The 17,905-nt window shown below is 72.0% G+C and carries 16 protein-coding genes and 1 pseudogene; 12 read left to right on the top strand and 5 right to left on the bottom strand.

Translation table 11 applies throughout. The annotated features are described in order from the left end of the window. Positions 1-24: 24 nt before the first annotated feature. Together murF and ACIBQX_RS43005 are read right to left on the bottom strand one after the other, a co-directional pair. On the bottom strand, positions 25-1,404 hold the full coding sequence (murF, locus tag ACIBQX_RS43010; RefSeq protein WP_397015182.1) for a UDP-N-acetylmuramoyl-tripeptide--D-alanyl-D-alanine ligase: 1,380 nt from the start codon (positions 1,402-1,404) through the stop codon (positions 25-27). 5 nt (positions 1,405-1,409) lie between these two features. Continuing rightward, positions 1,410-2,390, bottom strand: a complete 981-nt coding sequence (locus ACIBQX_RS43005) for a D-alanine--D-alanine ligase family protein (protein ID WP_397015180.1) — start codon at positions 2,388-2,390, stop codon at positions 1,410-1,412. Between the two features lie 334 nt (positions 2,391-2,724). Between ACIBQX_RS43005 and ACIBQX_RS43000 the strand changes: the two genes are divergently transcribed. The 3 genes from ACIBQX_RS43000 (at position 2,725) to ACIBQX_RS42990 (ending at position 5,400) form a co-directional block, all read left to right on the top strand. Continuing rightward, positions 2,725-3,498, top strand: a complete 774-nt coding sequence (locus ACIBQX_RS43000) for an oxidoreductase (protein WP_397015178.1) — start codon at positions 2,725-2,727, stop codon at positions 3,496-3,498. A gap of 75 nt (positions 3,499-3,573) precedes the next feature. Further along, positions 3,574-4,317 (top strand): SDR family oxidoreductase, encoded by a 744-nt coding sequence (locus ACIBQX_RS42995; RefSeq protein WP_397015176.1) that lies wholly within the window; start codon positions 3,574-3,576, stop codon positions 4,315-4,317. A 63-nt stretch (positions 4,318-4,380) separates the two neighbouring features. After that, positions 4,381-5,400, top strand: a complete 1,020-nt coding sequence (locus ACIBQX_RS42990; protein ID WP_397015174.1) for a zinc-binding dehydrogenase — start codon at positions 4,381-4,383, stop codon at positions 5,398-5,400. 36 nt (positions 5,401-5,436) lie between these two features. Here the strand turns inward: ACIBQX_RS42990 and ACIBQX_RS42985 are convergent, their stop codons facing one another. After that, complete coding sequence (locus tag ACIBQX_RS42985) at positions 5,437-6,330, bottom strand: LysR family transcriptional regulator (protein WP_397015172.1); 894 nt, start codon at positions 6,328-6,330, stop codon at positions 5,437-5,439. Positions 6,331-6,550: 220 nt separating this feature from the next. Here ACIBQX_RS42985 and ACIBQX_RS42980 point away from each other — a divergent pair, with 220 nt between their 5' ends. The 9 genes from ACIBQX_RS42980 to ACIBQX_RS42940 are packed head-to-tail and all read left to right on the top strand — an operon-like array spanning position 6,551 to position 16,774. Further along, positions 6,551-7,537, top strand: coding sequence for a substrate-binding domain-containing protein (locus ACIBQX_RS42980; RefSeq protein WP_397015170.1), 987 nt, complete (start codon positions 6,551-6,553; stop codon positions 7,535-7,537). A 27-nt stretch (positions 7,538-7,564) separates the two neighbouring features. Next, entirely contained in the window at positions 7,565-8,617 is a 1,053-nt protein-coding gene (locus tag ACIBQX_RS42975; protein WP_397015168.1) for a galactitol-1-phosphate 5-dehydrogenase, read from the top strand. A gap of 2 nt (positions 8,618-8,619) precedes the next feature. Further along, entirely contained in the window at positions 8,620-10,134 is a 1,515-nt protein-coding gene (locus ACIBQX_RS42970; protein ID WP_397015166.1) for a ribulokinase, read from the top strand. Continuing rightward, positions 10,131-11,066, top strand: a complete 936-nt coding sequence (locus ACIBQX_RS42965; RefSeq protein WP_397015164.1) for a sugar-binding transcriptional regulator — start codon at positions 10,131-10,133, stop codon at positions 11,064-11,066. Before ACIBQX_RS42970 ends, ACIBQX_RS42965 begins: the two co-directional genes overlap by 4 nt. Then, positions 11,063-12,559 carry a sugar ABC transporter ATP-binding protein gene (locus ACIBQX_RS42960; protein ID WP_397015162.1) on the top strand — a complete coding sequence of 499 codons (1,497 nt, stop codon included), beginning with the start codon at positions 11,063-11,065 and terminating at the stop codon, positions 12,557-12,559. The genes ACIBQX_RS42965 and ACIBQX_RS42960 overlap by 4 nt, the downstream gene beginning before the upstream one ends. Further along, a complete protein-coding gene (locus ACIBQX_RS42955; protein ID WP_397015160.1) occupies positions 12,556-13,563 on the top strand; it encodes an ABC transporter permease in 1,008 nt (335 codons plus the stop codon). The genes ACIBQX_RS42960 and ACIBQX_RS42955 overlap by 4 nt, the downstream gene beginning before the upstream one ends. Then, positions 13,556-14,476, top strand: a complete 921-nt coding sequence (deoC, locus tag ACIBQX_RS42950; protein ID WP_397015158.1) for a deoxyribose-phosphate aldolase — start codon at positions 13,556-13,558, stop codon at positions 14,474-14,476. Before ACIBQX_RS42955 ends, deoC begins: the two co-directional genes overlap by 8 nt. Positions 14,477-14,490: 14 nt before the next feature. Continuing rightward, entirely contained in the window at positions 14,491-15,912 is a 1,422-nt protein-coding gene (locus tag ACIBQX_RS42945) for an aldehyde dehydrogenase family protein (RefSeq protein ID WP_397015523.1), read from the top strand. Next, entirely contained in the window at positions 15,905-16,774 is an 870-nt protein-coding gene (locus tag ACIBQX_RS42940) for an aldehyde dehydrogenase family protein (RefSeq protein ID WP_397015156.1), read from the top strand. The genes ACIBQX_RS42945 and ACIBQX_RS42940 overlap by 8 nt, the downstream gene beginning before the upstream one ends. Positions 16,775-16,826: 52 nt before the next feature. On the opposite strand, the gene ACIBQX_RS42935 is transcribed toward ACIBQX_RS42940, so the two are convergent. Both ACIBQX_RS42935 and ACIBQX_RS42930 read right to left on the bottom strand, forming a co-directional pair. After that, positions 16,827-17,612 (bottom strand): MerR family transcriptional regulator, encoded by a 786-nt coding sequence (locus ACIBQX_RS42935; RefSeq protein ID WP_397015153.1) that lies wholly within the window; start codon positions 17,610-17,612, stop codon positions 16,827-16,829. A 14-nt stretch (positions 17,613-17,626) separates the two neighbouring features. Further along, positions 17,627-17,905, bottom strand: a pseudogene (locus ACIBQX_RS42930) (hypothetical protein); the annotation flags it as partial.

Genomic DNA, 17,905 nt, shown 5'->3' with positions numbered 1-17,905 from the left:
GCTCAAGCAGAAGGTCATGAAGCGTCAGCCGGATGCCCGGCCGGCCAGCGCACGGGCGCAGGCGCCGAGCCCGATCTCGCTGGAGGCCTTGACGAACACCACGTCTCCCGGTTCGACGAGCGCGCCGGCCAGCCTGATGGCCCCGGCCACGTCCTCGACGGTATGGACGGCCACGCCCTGGTCCGCCGCCTCCGTGGCCTCCGCCATCGCGAGCGGGTCCCCCGCTCCGACCGCGATCAGCACGTCGAAGCGGAGGTCGGCGACGAGCCGCCCCATCTCCGCGTGCCGGGCGCGGGAGGCCTCCGCCTGCTGCCCCATCGCGCCGAGCACGGCGACGGTACGACGAGTGCCGGCCAGCGCCTGCACCGCCCGCAGCCCGGCCCGCATGGATTCGGGGTTGGCGTTGTAGGCGTCGTTGACGACGGTGACGCCGTCAGGTCGTTCGACGATCTCCAGCCGGCCCGCGGAGCGCCGGCGTGCGGCGCTCAGCCCATCGGCGATCTCGGCGACGCCCAGGCCGAGTGCGGTGGCCACGGCGGCGGCGGCCAGGGCGTTGCTCACCTGGTGCTCGCCTATGAGGTCGAGCTCGACCGGGGCGCGGCCGGCGGGCGTCACCAGCGCGAACGCGGGTCGCGCGCGGTCGGTCATCCGCACGTCCTCGGCGCGCACCCGCGCCCGCGCCGACCGGCCGTACAACAGGATCTGGGCCCTGGTGCGGCCGGCCATGCCCATGACGTAGGGGTCGTCGGCGTTGAGCAGCGCGATCCCGTCCGCCGCGAGCGCCTCGACCAGCTCGCCCTTGGCCTCGGCCACGTCGGCAGGACCGGCTCCCATACGCTCCACATGTGCGGTGCCGACATTGAGCACCAGCCCGATCCGGGGCGGTGCGAGCCCGGTCAGGTACGTCAGGTCGCCCTTGCGGCCCGCGCCCATCTCCAGCACCAGGTACCGGGTGGTGGCGTCGGCCCGCAGCACGGTGAGCGGCAGCCCGAGCTCGTTGTTGAACGACCTGTCGGTGGCGACCGTCGCGGCGTGCCGTTCGAGCACCTGGGCCAGCAGGTCCTTGGTCGTGGTCTTGCCCACGGAACCGGTCAGGCCGATCACGGTCGGGCTGATGTGGTCGAGCAGGTGCCTGGCCAGCAGGCCGATCGCGAGCTGGACGTCCTCGACCACGAGGGCGGGCACGCCGACGGGCCTGGCCGCCAGCACGGCGACGGCGCCGTCCGCGATGGCACCGGCGGCGTAATCGTGACCGTCGACGCGGGCGCCGACGGTCGCGGCGAACAGGCCGCCGGGCACCACCTCGCGGGAGTCGACCGCCGAGGGCGCCGTCACCAGCGCGAGCGGGTCGGGCACGTCATGCAGGCTCGCGCCGATGACCTGCGCGATCTCGTTCAGCGTCATGGGGATCACGAGCCGCCCCGGGTGGTGCTCCTGGTGGTGGTCCTGGCGAAGGCGAGGTCGATGAGGCGGCGCAGCAGGTCCGGGTACGGGACGCCGCTCGCGGCCCAGGCTCCGGCGTAGACGGAACGGGAGGTGAAGCCGGGCATGGTGTTGATCTCCAGTACGTACAGGCGTCCCGTGTCCTCCTCATAGAGGAAGTCGACCCGGGACAGGCCGTAGCCACCGATCGCCCGGAAGGCGCGCAGGGCCAGCTCGCGCACGTCCTCGGCCACCCGTTCCGGCAGCGCGGCGGGGATGCTGGCGAGTTCGGCCCGGCTGAGGTACTTGGCCTCGTAGTCGAGCCAGTCGCCGGGCACGATGAGCTCGCCGGGCACCGACGCCTCCGCAGTGTCATGGCCGCCGAGCACGCCGCAGATGACCTCGCGCGCGGTCACACCCTGCTCGACGACGACCGCCCGATCGTAGGCCAGCGCCAGCTCCACGCCCGCGCGCAGCTCCTCCATGGAGGTGACACGTGAGATGCCGATGGAGGAGCCCATGCCGGCCGGTTTGACGTACATCGGCCAGTCGAGCGACTTCACCAGAGCCCAGGGGTCGGTGGTGGTGCGCCATTCGTGCTCGGTGAACCACACGTGCGGGGTGACCGGAATGTCCTCCGCCAGGAACGCGCGCCGCATCGCGACCTTGTTCATGGCCACGGCAGAGGCCAGGACGCCGCAGCCCACGTACGGGATGCCCAGCGTCTCCAGGTGACCCTGGACGACGCCGTCCTCGCCGAACGGCCCGTGCAGCACGGGGAAGACCACGTCCGCCAGATCGCGCCGCAGCTCCACCGGCCACCTGCCCTGCCGGTCGATGATGACGGCGACGGGCTCGTACAGATCCCTCGGCAGGGCGTCGAGCACAGCCGTCGCCGACTGCAGCGACACCTCATGCTCGGCGGACGGCCCACCCGCCAGCACAGCCACGCGTACGCGTTCGGTCACGATCGATCAGCCTTCCTCGGTGGCACGGAGACAGCACCGCCGGCCGCACGGTGTTCGCCCTCGCAGGACCAGCCCGCCGAGTCTCGGCTCTTCGCCTGACCAGTTCCCAGGCCATTCGCTGTCCAGTTCCTGGCAGGTGGCCGGCGGGCCGGCCGCCATAGGAATCCCCTATGGCGCCTACTGGCATTTCGTCTTTGTCTCTCGTTCTTTTCCGGACGTACCTTGATGGAGCTCGACGAGGTGCTCACCGCGATTTCTCCGGAAATTGGCGCGCCGCGTGCATCGATTCTTCATCCGCCGAGCGGGCGGACACACGATTGAAAGGACCAGTGGCATGACCACGATCGCAATCGGATCGGAAAAGCGGGAACTCACGGGAAAGCGGGCCCTGGTCACCGGTGGTTCTCGCGGAATCGGAGCGGCCGTCGTGCGCCAGCTCCTGGACGCGGGCGCCGAGGTGCTCACGACCGCCAGGTCGGCGACGAGCACGGTGCCTGAGGGGGCCACCTTCGTGCCGGCCGACGTGCGGACCCGGGCCGGCGCGGAGGCGCTCGCCGCGGCCGCTCAGGAGCTGTTCGGCGGGGTGGACATCCTGGTCCACAACGCGGGTGGGGCGCGACCGTACCCAGGCTCCTCGGCCATCCCCGACGAGGAGTGGCAGGGCGCTCTGGACCTGAACTATTTGGCGTCGGTGTGGCTGGACTCGCTGCTGACAGCGGGGATGCGGGAACGGGGTTCGGGGCGGATCGTGCACATCTCCTCGGCCGCGGTCCCCGCCTCGACAGGACCGTTCCTGCACTACACGGCGGCGAAGGCGGCGCTGGAGAACTACAGCCGGGGACTCGCTCAGGAGCTGGCCCCGTTCGGGATCCGGGTCAACACCGTGAGTCCCGGCAGAGTCGCCACCCCCGGCGGCGAAGCGACGCGGGAACTGTGGGCGCAGCTGGACGTGGCGCCGGCGGGCCAGGACAACGCCGCCGTGCCGCTGGGGCGCGACGGCCTGCCGGACGACATCGCCGACGCGGTGCTTTTCCTCGTGTCCGACCGGGCGAGCTGGCTGACCGGGAGCAATCTCTTCGTGGACGGCGGCGAATTCCCCCGGGGTTGACGCCGACGGAATTCCAGAACACCTGTTTCGACGAAAAAATAACTCATCGGCGCTTGAGGAGAACGAAGGATCGACATGGAAAAATACCGTGACAAGAATGCAGTGATCACGGGCGGCGGCAGCGGCATGGGGTTCGCGATGGCGAAACTGCTGGCGGACGGCGGCGCCCGCGTGGTGATCACCGGTCGTTCCCAGGCCACGCTCGACGCCGCGCGGGAGCGGCTCGACGCGAACGCGGTGGCCGTCCGAGGCGATGTGGCCTCACTGTCCGACCTGGACGCTCTGGCTGACCGGGTGAAGAGCGAACTCGGCACGATCGAGGCCCTGTTCGTCAACGCCGGCATCGCACCTCTCACCCCCTTCGAGTCGACGACCGAGGAGGAGTACGACGAGCTGTTCGCGATCAACGTCAAGGGCGCCTACTTCACCGTGCAGAAGCTCGCCCCGCTGTTGAGCCCGGGCGCCGGCGTCGTCCTCACCACGTCGATCGCGAACGTCATCGGCATGGTCGACGCCAGTGTCTACGCGGCCGGCAAGGCGGCGCTGCGCTCGATGGCCCGCAGCCTCTCCCGCGAGCTGCTTCCGCGCGGAATCCGCGTCAACGCGATCAGCCCCGGTCCCATCGACACGGGGATCCTGGAGAACACGATGAGCGCGGAGGCCGCCGAGCGGTTCAAGGCGGAGCGGGTCGCGGACAATCCCATGCGGCGTTTCGGCACCCTCGAGGAGGTCGCCAGGGCGGCCGCGTTCCTCGCCTTCGACGCCACGTACACCACCGGCGCCGAGCTCGCCGTGGACGGAGGCGCCACCCAGCTCTGAGCTCGTCCGACCGTTCCGCCATGGGCTCAGGCCCGGCTCCGACCGTACCAAGAGGCTCTCATCATGACCGTCCAGGGACCATCCGCCGTCGTCCTGCGCGAACATCGTACGAATCTGGGCCAGCCGCCCGGCTCGCTGCTCGACGTGGTCACGCTTCCTCCGCAGGAACCGGCCGCCGGCCAGGTTCGGGTGCGGAACCTGTTCCAGCAGGTGATCGCGGCCAACGGCGACCTGATGTTCGAGACCACCCAGATCCCGGCGCCCGTCTTCCGGGTCGGCGAGCCGCTCTACGGCGGCGCCATCGGCAGGGTCGTCGAGTCACGCGCCGACGACCTGCCGGTGGGAACCGTCGTGCAGCACATGGCGGGCTGGCGCGAGGAGAGCATCCTGGGGCCGGGCGAGGCGTTCCCCGTGCCCGACGACGTCTTCCCCGGTCCCGAGTACCTGCTCAACCAGGGCGTGCCCGCCTACCACGGCATCGTCGACGTCGCCGCCGTCGGCGACGGTGACGTCGTCCTCGTCAGCGGAGCCGCCGGCGGCGTCGGGTCGATGGCCGCGCAGATCGCCAAGGCGCGTGGCGCCGCGTACGTCATCGGCATCGCCGGCGGCCCTGAGAAGGCCCGCTACCTGGTGGACGAGCTCGGCCTCGACGCCGCCATCGACCACCGCAACGACGATCTCGACGACCGGCTCGCCGAGCTGGCCCCCGACGGCATCACCGCCTTCTTCGACACCATCGGCGGCCACCAGTTCGAAGCGGCGCTCCGGCACACGGCGTTCGGCGCCCGCTTCGCGCTGTGCGGCACCCTCGCCGGACAGGTCACCGGCGGCGACGGCGGGCACCCCCGCCTCGACATCATGACCGCGATCGTCCACGAGGTGCAGATCCGGCCCTTCACCACCGCGCACACCCCCGACCAGATCCAGGCTTGGAACACCCACTACGCCCAGTGGTACGCCGAAGGCCGGATCAGGTTCGCGCGCACGCTCCTCGAAGGCGGCCTCCAGCGCGCCGTCACCGCCCAGGACGAGCTGCTCGCCGGCGTGCACCGCGGCAATGTCGTCGTGCGGCTCACCAGGTAGGGGAGCCGCGACGGCGGTCCCGTATCGCTCGCCCTCTCACCCCGGCACAGGGGAGGCGGTGTCGTACCAGGTCTCTTGACGCAGAAGTTCGAGCAGGGCCGTCTCCGCCGGGCCCGCGCCGGGCGGGACCACGGCGATGACGGGCTGGGACACGACCGGGAACACCGGGCGAACAAGGTGCTCGTGACCGTGGGGCACCGCGGAGGCCGGGACCAGCGTCACTCCCAGCCCGTCGGCGGCCCAGCGCACGGCCGTCGCCGTCTGGGACACCCGGGCGACCGTGGCCGGGGTCAGCTCGTTGTCCCGCAGCACGTTCACCAGCACGAGGTCGAGCGCGTTGTCACGGTCGAACCTCACCCACGGCTCCCCCTCCAGTTCGCGCAGCTCGACCCGGTCCGCGTCGAGCAGCCGGTGCCCGTCTCCCAGCACCACGACGAACTCCTCGTCGCCGATGTGGTGGGCGGCGGCGGGGGATCGCTCGCACGCCGCCATCAGGGCGAGGTCCAGCACACCCCGGCGACACAGCCGGTCCATCTCGGCGGCGCTCGGCTCCTCGAAGACGGTGACCTCCAGCCCGGGGAAGCGGCGACGCAGCATGCCCAGCGCGCCCGGCAACTGCCGCGTGCCGAAGCCCATCTGCACCGCGATCACCAGCTCGCCCACCAGCTCGTCGGCACCGGCCCGCGCCGTCGCCCTGGCCCGCCGCGACGCGCTCACCGCGACCTCCGCCTCCCGCAGGAACGCGCGGCCGACCGTGGTGGGCACCAGTCCGGTCGGCGTGCGGGCGAACAGTTTCACGCCGAGTTCGCGCTCCAGGCTGAGGATCTGCTGGGACACCGACGGTTGAGCGACGCGCAGCAGCTCCGCCGCCGCCGTCACCGAGCCCTCCTGGGCCACGGCCAGGGCGTACTCGAACTGACGAAGGCTCATCGGCTCCCGACTCCTCCCTGCGGTGGACCGTGGCCCACCCGTCGTAAGGGTCGTAACAGTGTAAGTGAGCCTCGTGGCCAGGCCGAACAGGTCGTCGCCGTACAGACGGGACGCACGAAATCCGACGCTCTGCTCATATGAGCAGAATCTGGCTCAAGTGTTGTAGAGAGGTTAATAAGCGATTTACAGTGCGTTACCTACCTCACATACGGAGGCTCAGATGCGCGCATTCCGGTCGCTCATAATCCCGTCTCTCCTGGTCGCCGCCCTGTCCGCCTGTTCGGTGTCCACCACGCCGGGCGGCTCTGCCGCCACCACCGGCCAGCAGTCGGACGGCCCTGTCGCCATCGGTTTCAGCCAGGCGACCCAGCAGTCCCCCTTCTACGTCGAGCTGCGCGAAGGTGCCGAGGCCGCCGCCAAGGAAGCCGGCGCCACGCTCTACTTCGCCGACGCGGGCGGCGACGTCACCAAGCAGAACAACGACATCCAGGACCTCATCACCCGCCAGGTCGACGTCCTGCTCATCAACCCGGTCGACCCGCAGGGCGTCCAGCCGGGCATCGCCGCGGCCACGGCGGCCGGCGTCTCGGTCGTGACCGTGGACCGGCCGGTGCCCGAGGGTGCGATCGCCCACGTCGGCCGCGACAACAAGGCGATGGGCGCGCTCGTCGGCAAGCGGCTCAGCGAGCAGCTCGGCGACAAGGGCGGCACGGTCATCGAGATCCGCGGCGACGCCGGCGGCGCCGTGGCGCGCGACCGCAGCGCGGGTTTCCACGAGGCCGTGGCCGACAACCCCAAGATCAAGATCATTGAGGGCCCGTACGCGGACTACGTGCGCTCCAAGGCGGTCACCGCCATGCAGGACCTGCTCCAGGTCCACCCCGACGCGGCCGCCGTCTACGCGCACAACGACGACATGGCGCTCGGCGCCTTGCAGGTGCTCAAGGAGAACGGCAAGGACAAGGTCCTGGTCGCCGGGGTCGACGGGCTCATGGAGGCGGTCAAGCAGATCCCGTCCGGCCAGTACGTGGCCACCGCCCTCAACGACCCCCTCTCCCTCGGCGCCAAGGCCGTGGAGACGACGCTCCAGGTCAAGAAGGGCGAGAAGGTCGAGTCCGCCATCGACGCGGGCACCGCGCTGATCGACAAGGACAACGCCGCCCAGTACGCCACCGGAACCGGCGAGTTCGCCGAAGCCGGCAAGTAGAGCACCCCACAGGAGAAAGGCGACAGGATGTCGGAAACCATGCAGGCCGCGGTGCTCCACGCCCCCGGTGACATCAGGGTCGAGCAGGTGCCCGTGCCCGTGCCAGGCCCGGGAGAGGCGCTGGTCCGAGTCGCGGCCTGCGGGGTGTGTGGCTCTGACATCCCGCGCATGCTGCGCGCGGGGGCGTACCACTTCCCCATCATCTGCGGCCACGAGTTCTCCGGCCACGTGGTCCGCCTCGGCGACCGTCTGGCCGCCACCGGCCGCGTCCGCGAGGGCGACCTCGTGACCGTGCCCCCGCTCATCCCCTGCCACGCCTGCGCTCCCTGCAGCAAAGGCCACTTCAGCCTGTGCAAGGACTACGGCTACTTCGGCAGCCGCAGGGACGGGGCCTACGCCCAGTACGTCACCGTGCCGGACGAGAACCTGATGGTGCTGCCGGCCGACCTCGACCCGCGTGCCGCGGCCATGCTCGACCCGGCCGCGATCGCGCTGCACGCCCTGTGGCGCACCCGGATGCGCGGCGGCAAGCGGGTGGCGGTCGTCGGCGCGGGCCCGATCGGGCTGTTCGCGGTGCAGTGGGCCAAGCTCGCCGGAGCGGCCGAGGTGCTCGTCATCGAGGTGAACGAGCAGAAGGCCGCCATGGCCGCCGAGGCCGGCGCCACCCATACCGCGACCAGCGCGGAGGCTGCCGCCGAGGCGGTCGGCGACGGCTACGACGTGGTCATCGAGTCAGCGGGCGTGCCCGCCACGGTGGACCAGGCCGTGGGCCTGGCGGCCAGGCACGGCGAGGCGGTGTTCATCGGCATCCCGCACGACCCCGTGGTGCTGCCCAAGGCCACGTTCAGCTCGTTCCTGCGCCGCGAGGTCAGCCTGCACGGGGCGTGGAACTCCTTCTCCGCGCCGTTCCCCGGTGAGGAGTGGCGGGTCGCGGCCAAGGGGCTGAGCTCGGGCGACCTCGCCTGGAAGTTCATGATCACGCACGAGCTGGGGCTGGACGCGCTGCCCGAGACCATGGCCGGCCTCGGTGAGCGGTCGATCTTCAGCTCCAAGGTTCTCTTCCTGCCGAACGAGGAGTGACGATGACGGCTTTCCTCGCGCTCGACCTGGGAACCGAAGGCGCGCGGGCCGCGGTCTACAGCGTCGAAGGTTCGCCGATGGGGGCGGGCGACGCCGCGTACCCGACGCATTTCCCCCGGCCGGGATGGGCCGAGCAGGACCCGGACGACTGGTGGCGGGCGAGCGTCCGCGCGGCCCGCCAGGCGCTCGCCGAGGCGGGCGATCCGCCCATCGCCGGGGTCGCGGTGGCGACCACGGCCTCCACGGTGGCCGTCCTCGACCGGCAGGGCCGCCCGCTGCGGCCGGCCCTGCTGTGGATGGACGGCCGGGCGGGCGAGGAGTCGGCGCTGACCGCGGAGACCGCCCACCCGGTCCTGCGCTACTCCGGCGGCTGCGACGCGGTGGAGTGGCTGGTGCCCAAGGCCATGTGGCTGGCCCGCCACGAGCCCGAGACCTACCGCGCCGCCGCACGCATCGTCGAGGCGGTGGACTACATGGTGTGGCGGCTCACCGGGCGGTGGGCGGGCTCCCGGATGAACGCGGTGTGCAAGAGCAACTACGACCCGCGCGGTACGGGCTCACCGCACGACCTGTACGACTCGCTCGGCATCGGCGACCTGGGCGGCAAGCTGCCGGACGACATCGTGCCGGTCGGCGACCCGGTGGGGCCGCTCGGCGCACGGGCCCGCGAGGAGTTCGGCGTCACCGGCCCCGCCGTCGTCGTGTCGGGCGGGATCGACGCGCACCTGTCGCTGCTGGCCATCGGCGGCGCCCCAGCAGGGCGGGTGTCGATCGTCTGCGGCACGTCCAACGCGTTCGTCACCGAGATCGACGAAGCGGTCTTCCCGTCCACCGTCTGGGGGCCGTACCCGGACGCGCTGCAGACGGGCCGCTGGCTCGTGGAGGGCGGCCAGGTGAGCGCGGGCTCCGTGCTGGCCTGGGCGGGCGAGAAACTCATCGGACGGCCCCGGGCGGAGCTCGGCGGGCTCATCAAGGCCGCGGCGGAGCTGCCGCCGGTCGACCACGGGCTGATCGTCCTGGACTACTTCATGGGCAACCGCACGCCGCTGCGGGACCCGCGCCTGCGGGGCGCCGTGCTCGGGCTGACCCTGGCCAGCTCCGCCGAGCAGGTCTACCGGGCGGCCGTGGAGGGCGTCGCGTACGGCACCCGCCAGGTCCTCGACTCCTTCGTCGACGGCGGGATCGCCGTGGAGGAGGTCTACCTGTCGGGCGGCATCCGGCACAACGAGCTGTGGCTCCAGACCACCGCCGACGTGCTCGGCCGGCCGGTCCACCTGGTCACCGGTGACAACCTGACGCTGCGCGCCTGTTCGGTGCTGGCCGCGGCCGGCACCGGGTGGTACGCCTCGCTGGCGGAGGCGGCGGTGCGCTACGCGCCGATGGTCCGCACCGTGGAGCCGGTCGCCGAGCACGTCGCGGCCTACCACCGCGGCTACGCCGACTACCGCGCGGCCACCGCCGCCACCACGGAGATCTCCCACCGGCTGAGCGACCCACGGCGGAGGTCCGGCTCATGACCGACGACGACCAGCTCTACCAGGTGGCCGTCCGCTACTACGAGAGCGGCGAGACGCAGGAACAGATCGCCCACGCCCTGCACCTGACCCGATGGAAGGTGGGGCGGATGCTGGCCGAGGCACGCGAGGCCGGCATCGTCAGGATCGAGGTGCTGCATCCGCGGTCCCGGGTGGGCGCCCTGGAGCGGGCGCTCAGCAAGCGCTTCGGGCTGCGGGAGACCATCGTGGTGGCGGGCAGCGGCGGCGACGAGCAGCTGCGCAAGCAGGTGGCCGCGGCCGGCGCCGATCACCTGGCGGCGATGCGGCCCGTGCCCCGGCTGATCGGCGTCTCCTGGGGCCGGACGCTCGACCGGCTGGCCGGCGGGCTCGCCCCCGGCTGGGCGACGGGCGTCCACGTCGTGCAGATCAACGGCGCGCTCAGCCGCTCGCGGCAGCCGACCAGCGCGGGCAGCACGGCGAGTCTGATCGCCCACCACGGCGGCGGCACCGCGACGCTGCTGGCCGCCCCGGCGATCCTGGAGCAGCAGAGCACCCGGGCGGCGCTGGAGAACGACCGCGCCGTCTCCGACGTGCTCACGCTGGCCGCCGGGGCGGACCTGTTCCTGTTCAGCCCCGGCGGCATGGGCAGCGACTCGGTGCTGGTGGACTCCGGTCAGATCGACGCGGACGACCTCGACAGGCTCGCGGACGCCGGCGCGGTGGGCGACGTGCTGGGCCGCTTCGTCGACGCGCGCGGCCAGATCGTCGACCCCGGCCTGGACGGCCGCACGCTCGGCCTGTCCCTGGACCTCCTGCGCTCGGCCACCACCTCGGTCGCGCTGGTCAGCGGCAGGGCGAAGCGGGCGGTGTGCCGGGCCGTCGTGACCAGCGGCCTGTGCGACGTGCTGATCACCGACGACCAGAACGCCACCCACCTGCTGGAGGAGACATGACCGGGACCGAGGAACGGCTGCGCATGACCGGGATCGTCAAGCGCTTCCCCGGCACCGTCGCCCTGGACGGCGTCGAGCTGAGCGTCCGCCCCGGCGAAGTGCACTGCCTGCTGGGCGAGAACGGCGCCGGCAAGAGCACCCTCATGAAGATCCTGGCCGGGTCCTACCAGCCGGAAGAGGGCACGATCCTGCTGGACGGGCAGCCTTTCAGGCCCGCCACACCGCACGCCGGGCTGGCGGCCGGCATCGCGGTGATCTACCAGGAGCTGGACCTGCTGCCGGACCTCACCGTCGCGCAGAACCTGCTGCTGGGCCGGGCGCCGAGGCTCGGCCCGTTCGTCCGGCGCGGGCAGCGGGCGCGGCTGGCCCGCGAGGCGCTGGACCGGGTCGGCGCCTCCTTCCCCGTCACCACCCGGGTCAGGGAGCTGCCGATCGCGGCTCAGCAACTCACCGCCATCGCCAAGGCGCTGACCGCCGACGCGCGCGTCATCGTCATGGACGAGCCGTCGGCCACCCTCGGCGAGAGCGAACTGCTGGGGGTGTTCGAGGTCATCCGCTCCCTCACCGCCGAAGGACGGTCGGTGATCTTCATCTCCCACCGCATGGACGAGGTCATGGAGATCGGCGACCGCGCCACGGTGCTGCGCGACGGCCGCACGGCGGGTGTCTACGACCTGGCCTCGACCGGTCCCGGCGAGATCGTGGCCGCGATGATCGGCGAGGCGAGCGAGCTCGTCGGCGCAGTGAACCGGCCCGCGCCCGGCGGGGAGCCCCTGCTGCGGGTCGAGCGGGTGCACGTGCCAGGGCTCCTCGACGTCCGCGACCTCGAGGTACGGCCGGGCGAGGTCGTCGGGCTCGCCGGCCTCGGCGGCGCGGGCCGGACCACGCTGCTGCGCGCCCTGTTCGGCGACCTCAAGGCCCAGGTCACGGCCCGGCTGGACGGCCGGCCGCTCAAGGTCGCGAGCCCGGCCGCGGCCGTACGCGCGGGGCTGGCCCTGGTGCCGGAGAGCAGGAAGGAGCAGGGCCTGATGCTGGGGCTGTCCGTCAGCCGCAACGCCGCGATCGGCGCGCTCGGCCGCCCTCCGTGGCTGCTGCCCGGCCGGCTCGGCCGGCGCCTGGCCCGGCCCGCGCTCGCCGACCTGGGCGTCAAGGCGGCGGGCCCCGCCCAGCTCGTCGGCCAGCTCTCCGGCGGCAACCAGCAGAAGATCGTGCTGGCCAAGTGGATCACCCGGGGCGGGATCAGGGTCCTGCTGCTGGACGAGCCCACGCGCGGTCTGGACGTCGGCGCCAAGGCCGACCTCTACCGGCAGGTGCGTCACCTCGCCGACCAGGGCGTGGCCGTGCTGCTGGCCAGCAGCGAGCTCAACGAGCTGACCGCGAACGCCGACCGCATCCAGGTCCTGTACGAAGGCCGCAACGTCGCCCGCTTCGACCCCCGAACCAGCCCGGAAAGCGTCATCGCGCACACCGTCATCACAGGAGCCACGGCATGACCACATCCCTCGGATCCACGCTGGCCTCGGCCGCCGGAAAGGAGCGCGGCGGCCGATCGCGCCGCGGCGCCGACCTGATCGTCAAGTCCAACCTGCTGCTGGTCTTCCTCGGCCTGTGCGTCGTGGCGTCGCTGCTGGCGCCGCAGTTCCTGACCGGCCGCAACATCGCCAACCTGCTGCAGCAGTCGTCGCTGACCGGCATCGTGGCCATCGGCATGACCATGGTGGTGCTGACGGCGGGCATCGACCTGTCGGTCGGCAGCGTCGCGGCCTTCGGCGGGATGACCGTCGCCCTGCTCATGGCCCCGGGCATGCCGGTCCTGCCGGCGATCCTGCTCAGCCTGGCGATCGGCGCGGCGTTCGGCGCCGTCATGGGCGGGCTGTCGGCGTACCTGTCGCTGCCGTCGTTCATGACCACCCTGGCCGGGCTCACGGCCATCCGCGGGCTCACGTACCTGCTGACGGACGGCAAGCCGGCGCAGGCCGGCGGATCCGAGGCGTTCCAGCTCCTCGGCGGCGGGTTCGTCGGCTACGTGCCGATCGTCGGGATCATCTTCGTGGTGGTCACCCTCCTCGCCGCCGGGGTGCTGCGCGGCACCACGTTCGGCGAGTACGTGTACGCGGTCGGCAGCAACAAGGAGGCCGCCCGGCTGTCCGGCCTGCCCGTGCGAGGCGTGATCACCACGGTGTTCGCGGTGTCGGGCGGGCTGGCGGCGCTGGCCGGGGTGCTGCTCACCTCCCGTCTGACCGTGGGCCAGCCCACCGCCTTCAGCGGGCTGGAGCTGGACGCGATCGCGGCCGTGGTGCTGGGCGGCACCAACCTGTTCGGCGGCCGGGGCGGCGTGTTCGGCACCTTCGTGGCGGTGCTGCTGCTGTCGGTGCTGCGCAACCTGTGCAACCTGCTCGGCCTGGGGTCCTTCTTCCAGATGGTGGTGACCGGCCTCATCCTGCTGGTCGCCCTCGTACTCAACATGCTCATCGAGAGGCGTGGCGCTCGTGCCTGACACCATTCCCGGCTCGCTGCGGGCCTACCTGCACGGACTGCCCGGCGTCGACGAGGTCGGCGTCGGCCGGCGGGCCGCCGACCTGGCCACCAGGTCGATCAAGACCACGGCCAAGCGGTACGCGATCGACCTGGCCATCAGGATGGTCGACCTGACCACCCTCGAAGGGGCGGACACACCGGGCAAGGTGCGCGCGCTGGCGGCCAAGGCCGTCCGGCCCGACCCGGCCGACCCCACCGCTCCCCCGGTCGCCGCGCTCTGCGTGTACCCCGACATGGTCGCCGTGGCCGCCGAGGCGCTGAAGGGCAGCGGCGTCGGGCTCGCCTCGGTCGCCACGGGCTTCCCGTCCGGGCGCACGTCGCTGGAGGTGAAGCTGGCCGACACGAGCGCGGCGGTGGCCGCCGGAGCCACCGAGATCGACATGGTGATCGACCGGGGCGCGTTCCTGGCGGGCGACTACCGCAAGGTCTTCGACGAGATCACGGCCGTCAAGGAGCGGTGCGGCCCGGCCCATCTGAAGGTCATCCTGGAGACCGGCGAGCTGGTCACCCACGACAACGTACGACGGGCGTCCTGGCTGGCGTTGCACGCCGGCGCCGACTTCATCAAGACCTCCACCGGCAAGGTCGCGCCCGCCGCGACGCTGCCGGTGACGCTGATCATGCTGGAGGCCGTCAGGGACTACCGGACGGCGACCGGACGGCAGGCCGGGGTGAAGCCCGCCGGCGGCATCCGCACCACCAAGGACGCCATCCGCTACCTGGTGCTGGTCAAGGAGATCGCCGGGGACGACTGGCTGGACCCCGCGTGGTTCCGGCTCGGCGCCTCGACGCTGCTGAACGACCTGCTCATGCAGCGGACCAAGCTCGCCACCGGCCACTACGGCGGGCCCGACTACTACACGATCGACTAGGGAGAGGTGTGGAGATCTTCGAGTACGCGCCCGCGCCGGAGTCACGGGCCATCGTGTCCATCCGGCCGTCGTACGACCTGTTCATCGACGGCGAGTTCGTCGAATCCAAGAGCGACGAGCGCATCGTCACGGTCAACCCGGCCGACGAGCAGCCGCTGGCCGAGGTGGCCGTCGCCGACGACGCCGACGTGGAGCGCGCCTTCGCGGCGGCGCGTCGGGCCTTCGAGCAGGTGTGGTCGCCCCTGCCGGGGGCCGAGCGCGGCAAGTACCTGTTCAGGATCGCGCGCATCATCCAGGAACGCGCCCGCGAGCTGGCCGTCCTGGAGTCGCTGGACAACGGCAAGCCGATCAAGGAGACCAGGGACGTCGACCTGCCGCTGGCCGCCGCCCACTTCTTCTACTACGCCGGCTGGGCCGACAAGCTGGCGCACGCCGGGCTGGGCACCCGGCCGCTGGGCGTGGCCGCGCAGGTCATCCCGTGGAACTTCCCGCTGCTGATGCTCGCCTGGAAGGTCGCGCCCGCGCTGGCCACCGGCAACACGGTCGTGCTCAAGCCCGCCGAGACCACCCCGCTGACCGCCCTGGCGTTCGCGGAGATCTGCCAGGAGGCCGGGTTGCCGCCCGGCGTGGTGAACATCGTCACCGGGGCGGGCGCCACCGGCCGCGCCGTGGTCGCGCACCCGGGTGCCGACAAGGTGGCCTTCACCGGCTCTACCGAGGTCGGCAGGGAGATCGCCCGCGCGGTCGCCGGCACGGGCAAGCGGCTCACCCTGGAGCTCGGCGGCAAGGGCGCCAACATCGTCTACGACGACGCGGCGATCGACCAGGCCGTCGAGGGGATCGTCACCGGGATCTTCTTCAACCAGGGCCACGTGTGCTGCGCGGGCTCCCGGCTGCTGGTCCAGGAGTCGATCGCGGACGAGCTGCTGGCCCGGCTGCGGGCCCGCATGGAACGGCTGCGCCTCGGCGACCCGCTGGACAAGAACACCGACATCGGCGCCGTCAACTCCGCGGCGCAGCTCGCCAGGATCCGCGAGCTCGCCGCGGCCGGCCAGGCGGAAGGCGCCACGGGCTGGTCGCCGGCGTGCCCGCTCCCCGAGCGCGGGTACTGGTTCCCGCCCACCGTGTTCACCGGCGTCACGCAGGCGCACCGGATCGCCCGCGAGGAGATCTTCGGCCCCGTGCTGTCGGTGCTGACCTTCCGCACCCCGGAGGAGGCCGTGGCCAAGGCCAACAACACACCGTACGGGCTGTCCGCCGGCGTGTGGACGGAGAAGGGCTCCCTGATGCTCTGGACCGCCAGCCTGTTGCGTGCCGGCGTGGTGTGGTCCAACACCTTCAACGTGTTCGATCCCGCCAGCCCCTTCGGGGGCTACAAGGAGTCCGGTTACGGCCGTGAGGGCGGCCGGCACGGGCTGGAGGCATACCTTGGCTGACAACTTTCCGCGCCTCGCCGTGCGCAGGACGTACAAGCTCTATGTCGGCGGCGCGTTCCCGCGCTCGGAGTCAGGCAGGTCCTATCCCGTGACGTCCTCGGCCGGAGACCATCTCGCCAACGCCGCCCTGGCCTCGCGCAAGGACGTGCGCGACGCCGTGGTGGCCGCCCGCAAGGCGTTCCCCGGCTGGTCGGGACGCACGGCGTACAACCGCGGGCAGATCCTCTACCGGATCGCGGAGATGATGGAGGGCCGCCGGGCCCAGTTCGCCGAGGAGGTCGCCGCGGCGGAAGGGGTGGGCAAGGCCAGGGCGCAGGCGCTCGTGTCGGCGGCCGTCGATCGCTGGGTCTACTACGCCGGGTGGGCCGACAAGTTCGGCCAGCTGCTGGGCGGTGCGAACCCCGTGTCGGGCCCGTACTTCAACCTCTCCGAGCCCGAGCCGACGGGCGTCGTGGGCGTTCTCGCCCCCACCGGCTCCTCGCTGCTCGGGCTGGTCTCGGTGCTCGCCCCCGTGCTCACCTCCGGCAACACGGCGGTGCTGGTGGCGAGCGAGGGCGCCCCGCTGCCCGCGATCACGCTGGCCGAGGCGCTGGCCACCTCGGACCTCCCGGCGGGCGCCGCGAACATCCTGACCGGCCGCCTGGCCGAGCTCGCCCCACCGCTGGCCGGTCACGCCGACGTGAACGCCCTGGACCTGGCCGGTGCGGGGAGTCTCGCGGGCGAGCTGGAAGCACTGGCGGCGACCACGCTCAAGAGGGTCCTGCGACCTGGCGGGGACGACTGGGACGACACCGATCCCGGCCTGTCCCGCGTCAAGCCCTTCCTGGAGATCAAGACGGTCTGGCACCCGATCGGCCGGTGACCCGGGGTTCGCGCCGGTTGCCGCCGGGCTGGAGGGCCGGGGCACGGCGCGGTCAGCGGGAGCCCGGTCCGGGGATATGGACGCCGGCGGCGCGGAGCTTGCTCTCGAAGAGCTCGGCCAGCCGCGCCGCGGCCGGTGTCGGCGCCTGGCCGTGGTGGGCGATCAGCGTGTACCGGGTCGCGGCCTCGGTGCGGGCTTGCAGGCCGGTCACGGTCTTCAGCAGTACGGGGTCGGCGAGGTAGTGGTCGGCCGCGGCGGTGGCGACCTCCGCGATGCGGGGGTCGTCCGGTTCCCAGGCCGCGGCTTCGATCACGCGCTTGCCCAAGGCGGCGAGCCGGGTGTCTTCGAGGGCGTGCTCGAAATGGGCGAGGTAGTCGTCGAAGCCTTCTGGGACCAGGGCCTTGGCCAGCACCCAGCCCTCCCTGGTGGCCGCCACCTCGTCCGCGGGGAAGCCGAGGCCGAGCATCCGCTTCAGCAGCGCCACGGCGCGGTCGGGCAGCAGAGCCCGGTCACCGTCGGCGAGCCGATGCAGCATGTCACGCCGCCCGATCAGCTCCTCGATCCGTTCGTCGAGCTGCCGCTCGACGTCGGCGAGCGCGGCGGCGAACAGCGCGGCATCGGCGTCGAGCAGCGGCCCGATCTCGGCCAGCGGCACCCCGGCGGCGGCCAGCGTCCGGGCCTGCACCAGCCGCAACAGATCGGCCGATCCGTACCGCCGGTAGCCGGAGCTGTCGCGTTCCGGCTCCTCGACCAGGCCGAGCTTGTGGTAGTGCCGCACCGTCTTCACCGTGACGCCGACGAACGCCGCCGCCTGCCCGATCGTGACTCCGTGTCTCATCCGCTCAGCTTGCCCTAGGCTCGGCTCGGGCTCGGACGCCCGCTGCCGAACACCTCGTTGACGAGCCTTCGCTGGGCGGTCTGGAAGGCCGCGGCGATGGCCAGGCCGGCGTCGTCCACGCAGTTCAGCGCGGCGGTCAGGGTCTTGCTGCCGTCGGGGGTGCTGTACATCAGCGCCGCGTGGCCCACGGCGGCGCCATTGTGGGTGATGACGGTGTGGCCGTCGTCGGTGGTCATCACGAACACTCCCAGACCGTAGTCCATGTTGGGGATGCCCGTCGGGTGCGGGGCGCA

Origin of the sequence: Nonomuraea sp. NPDC049714, from assembly GCF_044465295.1 — a bacterium.
In the GTDB taxonomy this organism is placed as follows: Bacteria; Actinomycetota; Actinomycetes; order Streptosporangiales; family Streptosporangiaceae; genus Nonomuraea.
Note: the sequence above shows the minus strand (reverse complement) of the source record. Positions and strands in the feature narration are given on the sequence as shown.

Excerpts from the sequence above, each read along its gene's own strand:
- murF (WP_397015182.1), bottom strand. The coding sequence starts at position 1,404 with ATGACGCTGAACGAGATCGCGCAGGTCATCGGCGCGAGCCTGCATGAC.
- ACIBQX_RS43000 (WP_397015178.1), top strand. The coding sequence starts at position 2,725 with ATGACCACGATCGCAATCGGATCGGAAAAGCGGGAACTCACGGGAAAG.
- ACIBQX_RS42995 (WP_397015176.1), top strand. The coding sequence starts at position 3,574 with ATGGAAAAATACCGTGACAAGAATGCAGTGATCACGGGCGGCGGCAGC.
- ACIBQX_RS42990 (WP_397015174.1), top strand. The coding sequence starts at position 4,381 with ATGACCGTCCAGGGACCATCCGCCGTCGTCCTGCGCGAACATCGTACG.
- ACIBQX_RS42985 (WP_397015172.1), bottom strand. The coding sequence starts at position 6,330 with ATGAGCCTTCGTCAGTTCGAGTACGCCCTGGCCGTGGCCCAGGAGGGC.
- ACIBQX_RS42980 (WP_397015170.1), top strand. The coding sequence starts at position 6,551 with ATGCGCGCATTCCGGTCGCTCATAATCCCGTCTCTCCTGGTCGCCGCC.
- ACIBQX_RS42975 (WP_397015168.1), top strand. The coding sequence starts at position 7,565 with ATGTCGGAAACCATGCAGGCCGCGGTGCTCCACGCCCCCGGTGACATC.
- ACIBQX_RS42970 (WP_397015166.1), top strand. The coding sequence starts at position 8,620 with ATGACGGCTTTCCTCGCGCTCGACCTGGGAACCGAAGGCGCGCGGGCC.
- ACIBQX_RS42965 (WP_397015164.1), top strand. The coding sequence starts at position 10,131 with ATGACCGACGACGACCAGCTCTACCAGGTGGCCGTCCGCTACTACGAG.
- ACIBQX_RS42960 (WP_397015162.1), top strand. The coding sequence starts at position 11,063 with ATGACCGGGACCGAGGAACGGCTGCGCATGACCGGGATCGTCAAGCGC.
- ACIBQX_RS42955 (WP_397015160.1), top strand. The coding sequence starts at position 12,556 with ATGACCACATCCCTCGGATCCACGCTGGCCTCGGCCGCCGGAAAGGAG.
- ACIBQX_RS42935 (WP_397015153.1), bottom strand. The coding sequence starts at position 17,612 with ATGAGACACGGAGTCACGATCGGGCAGGCGGCGGCGTTCGTCGGCGTC.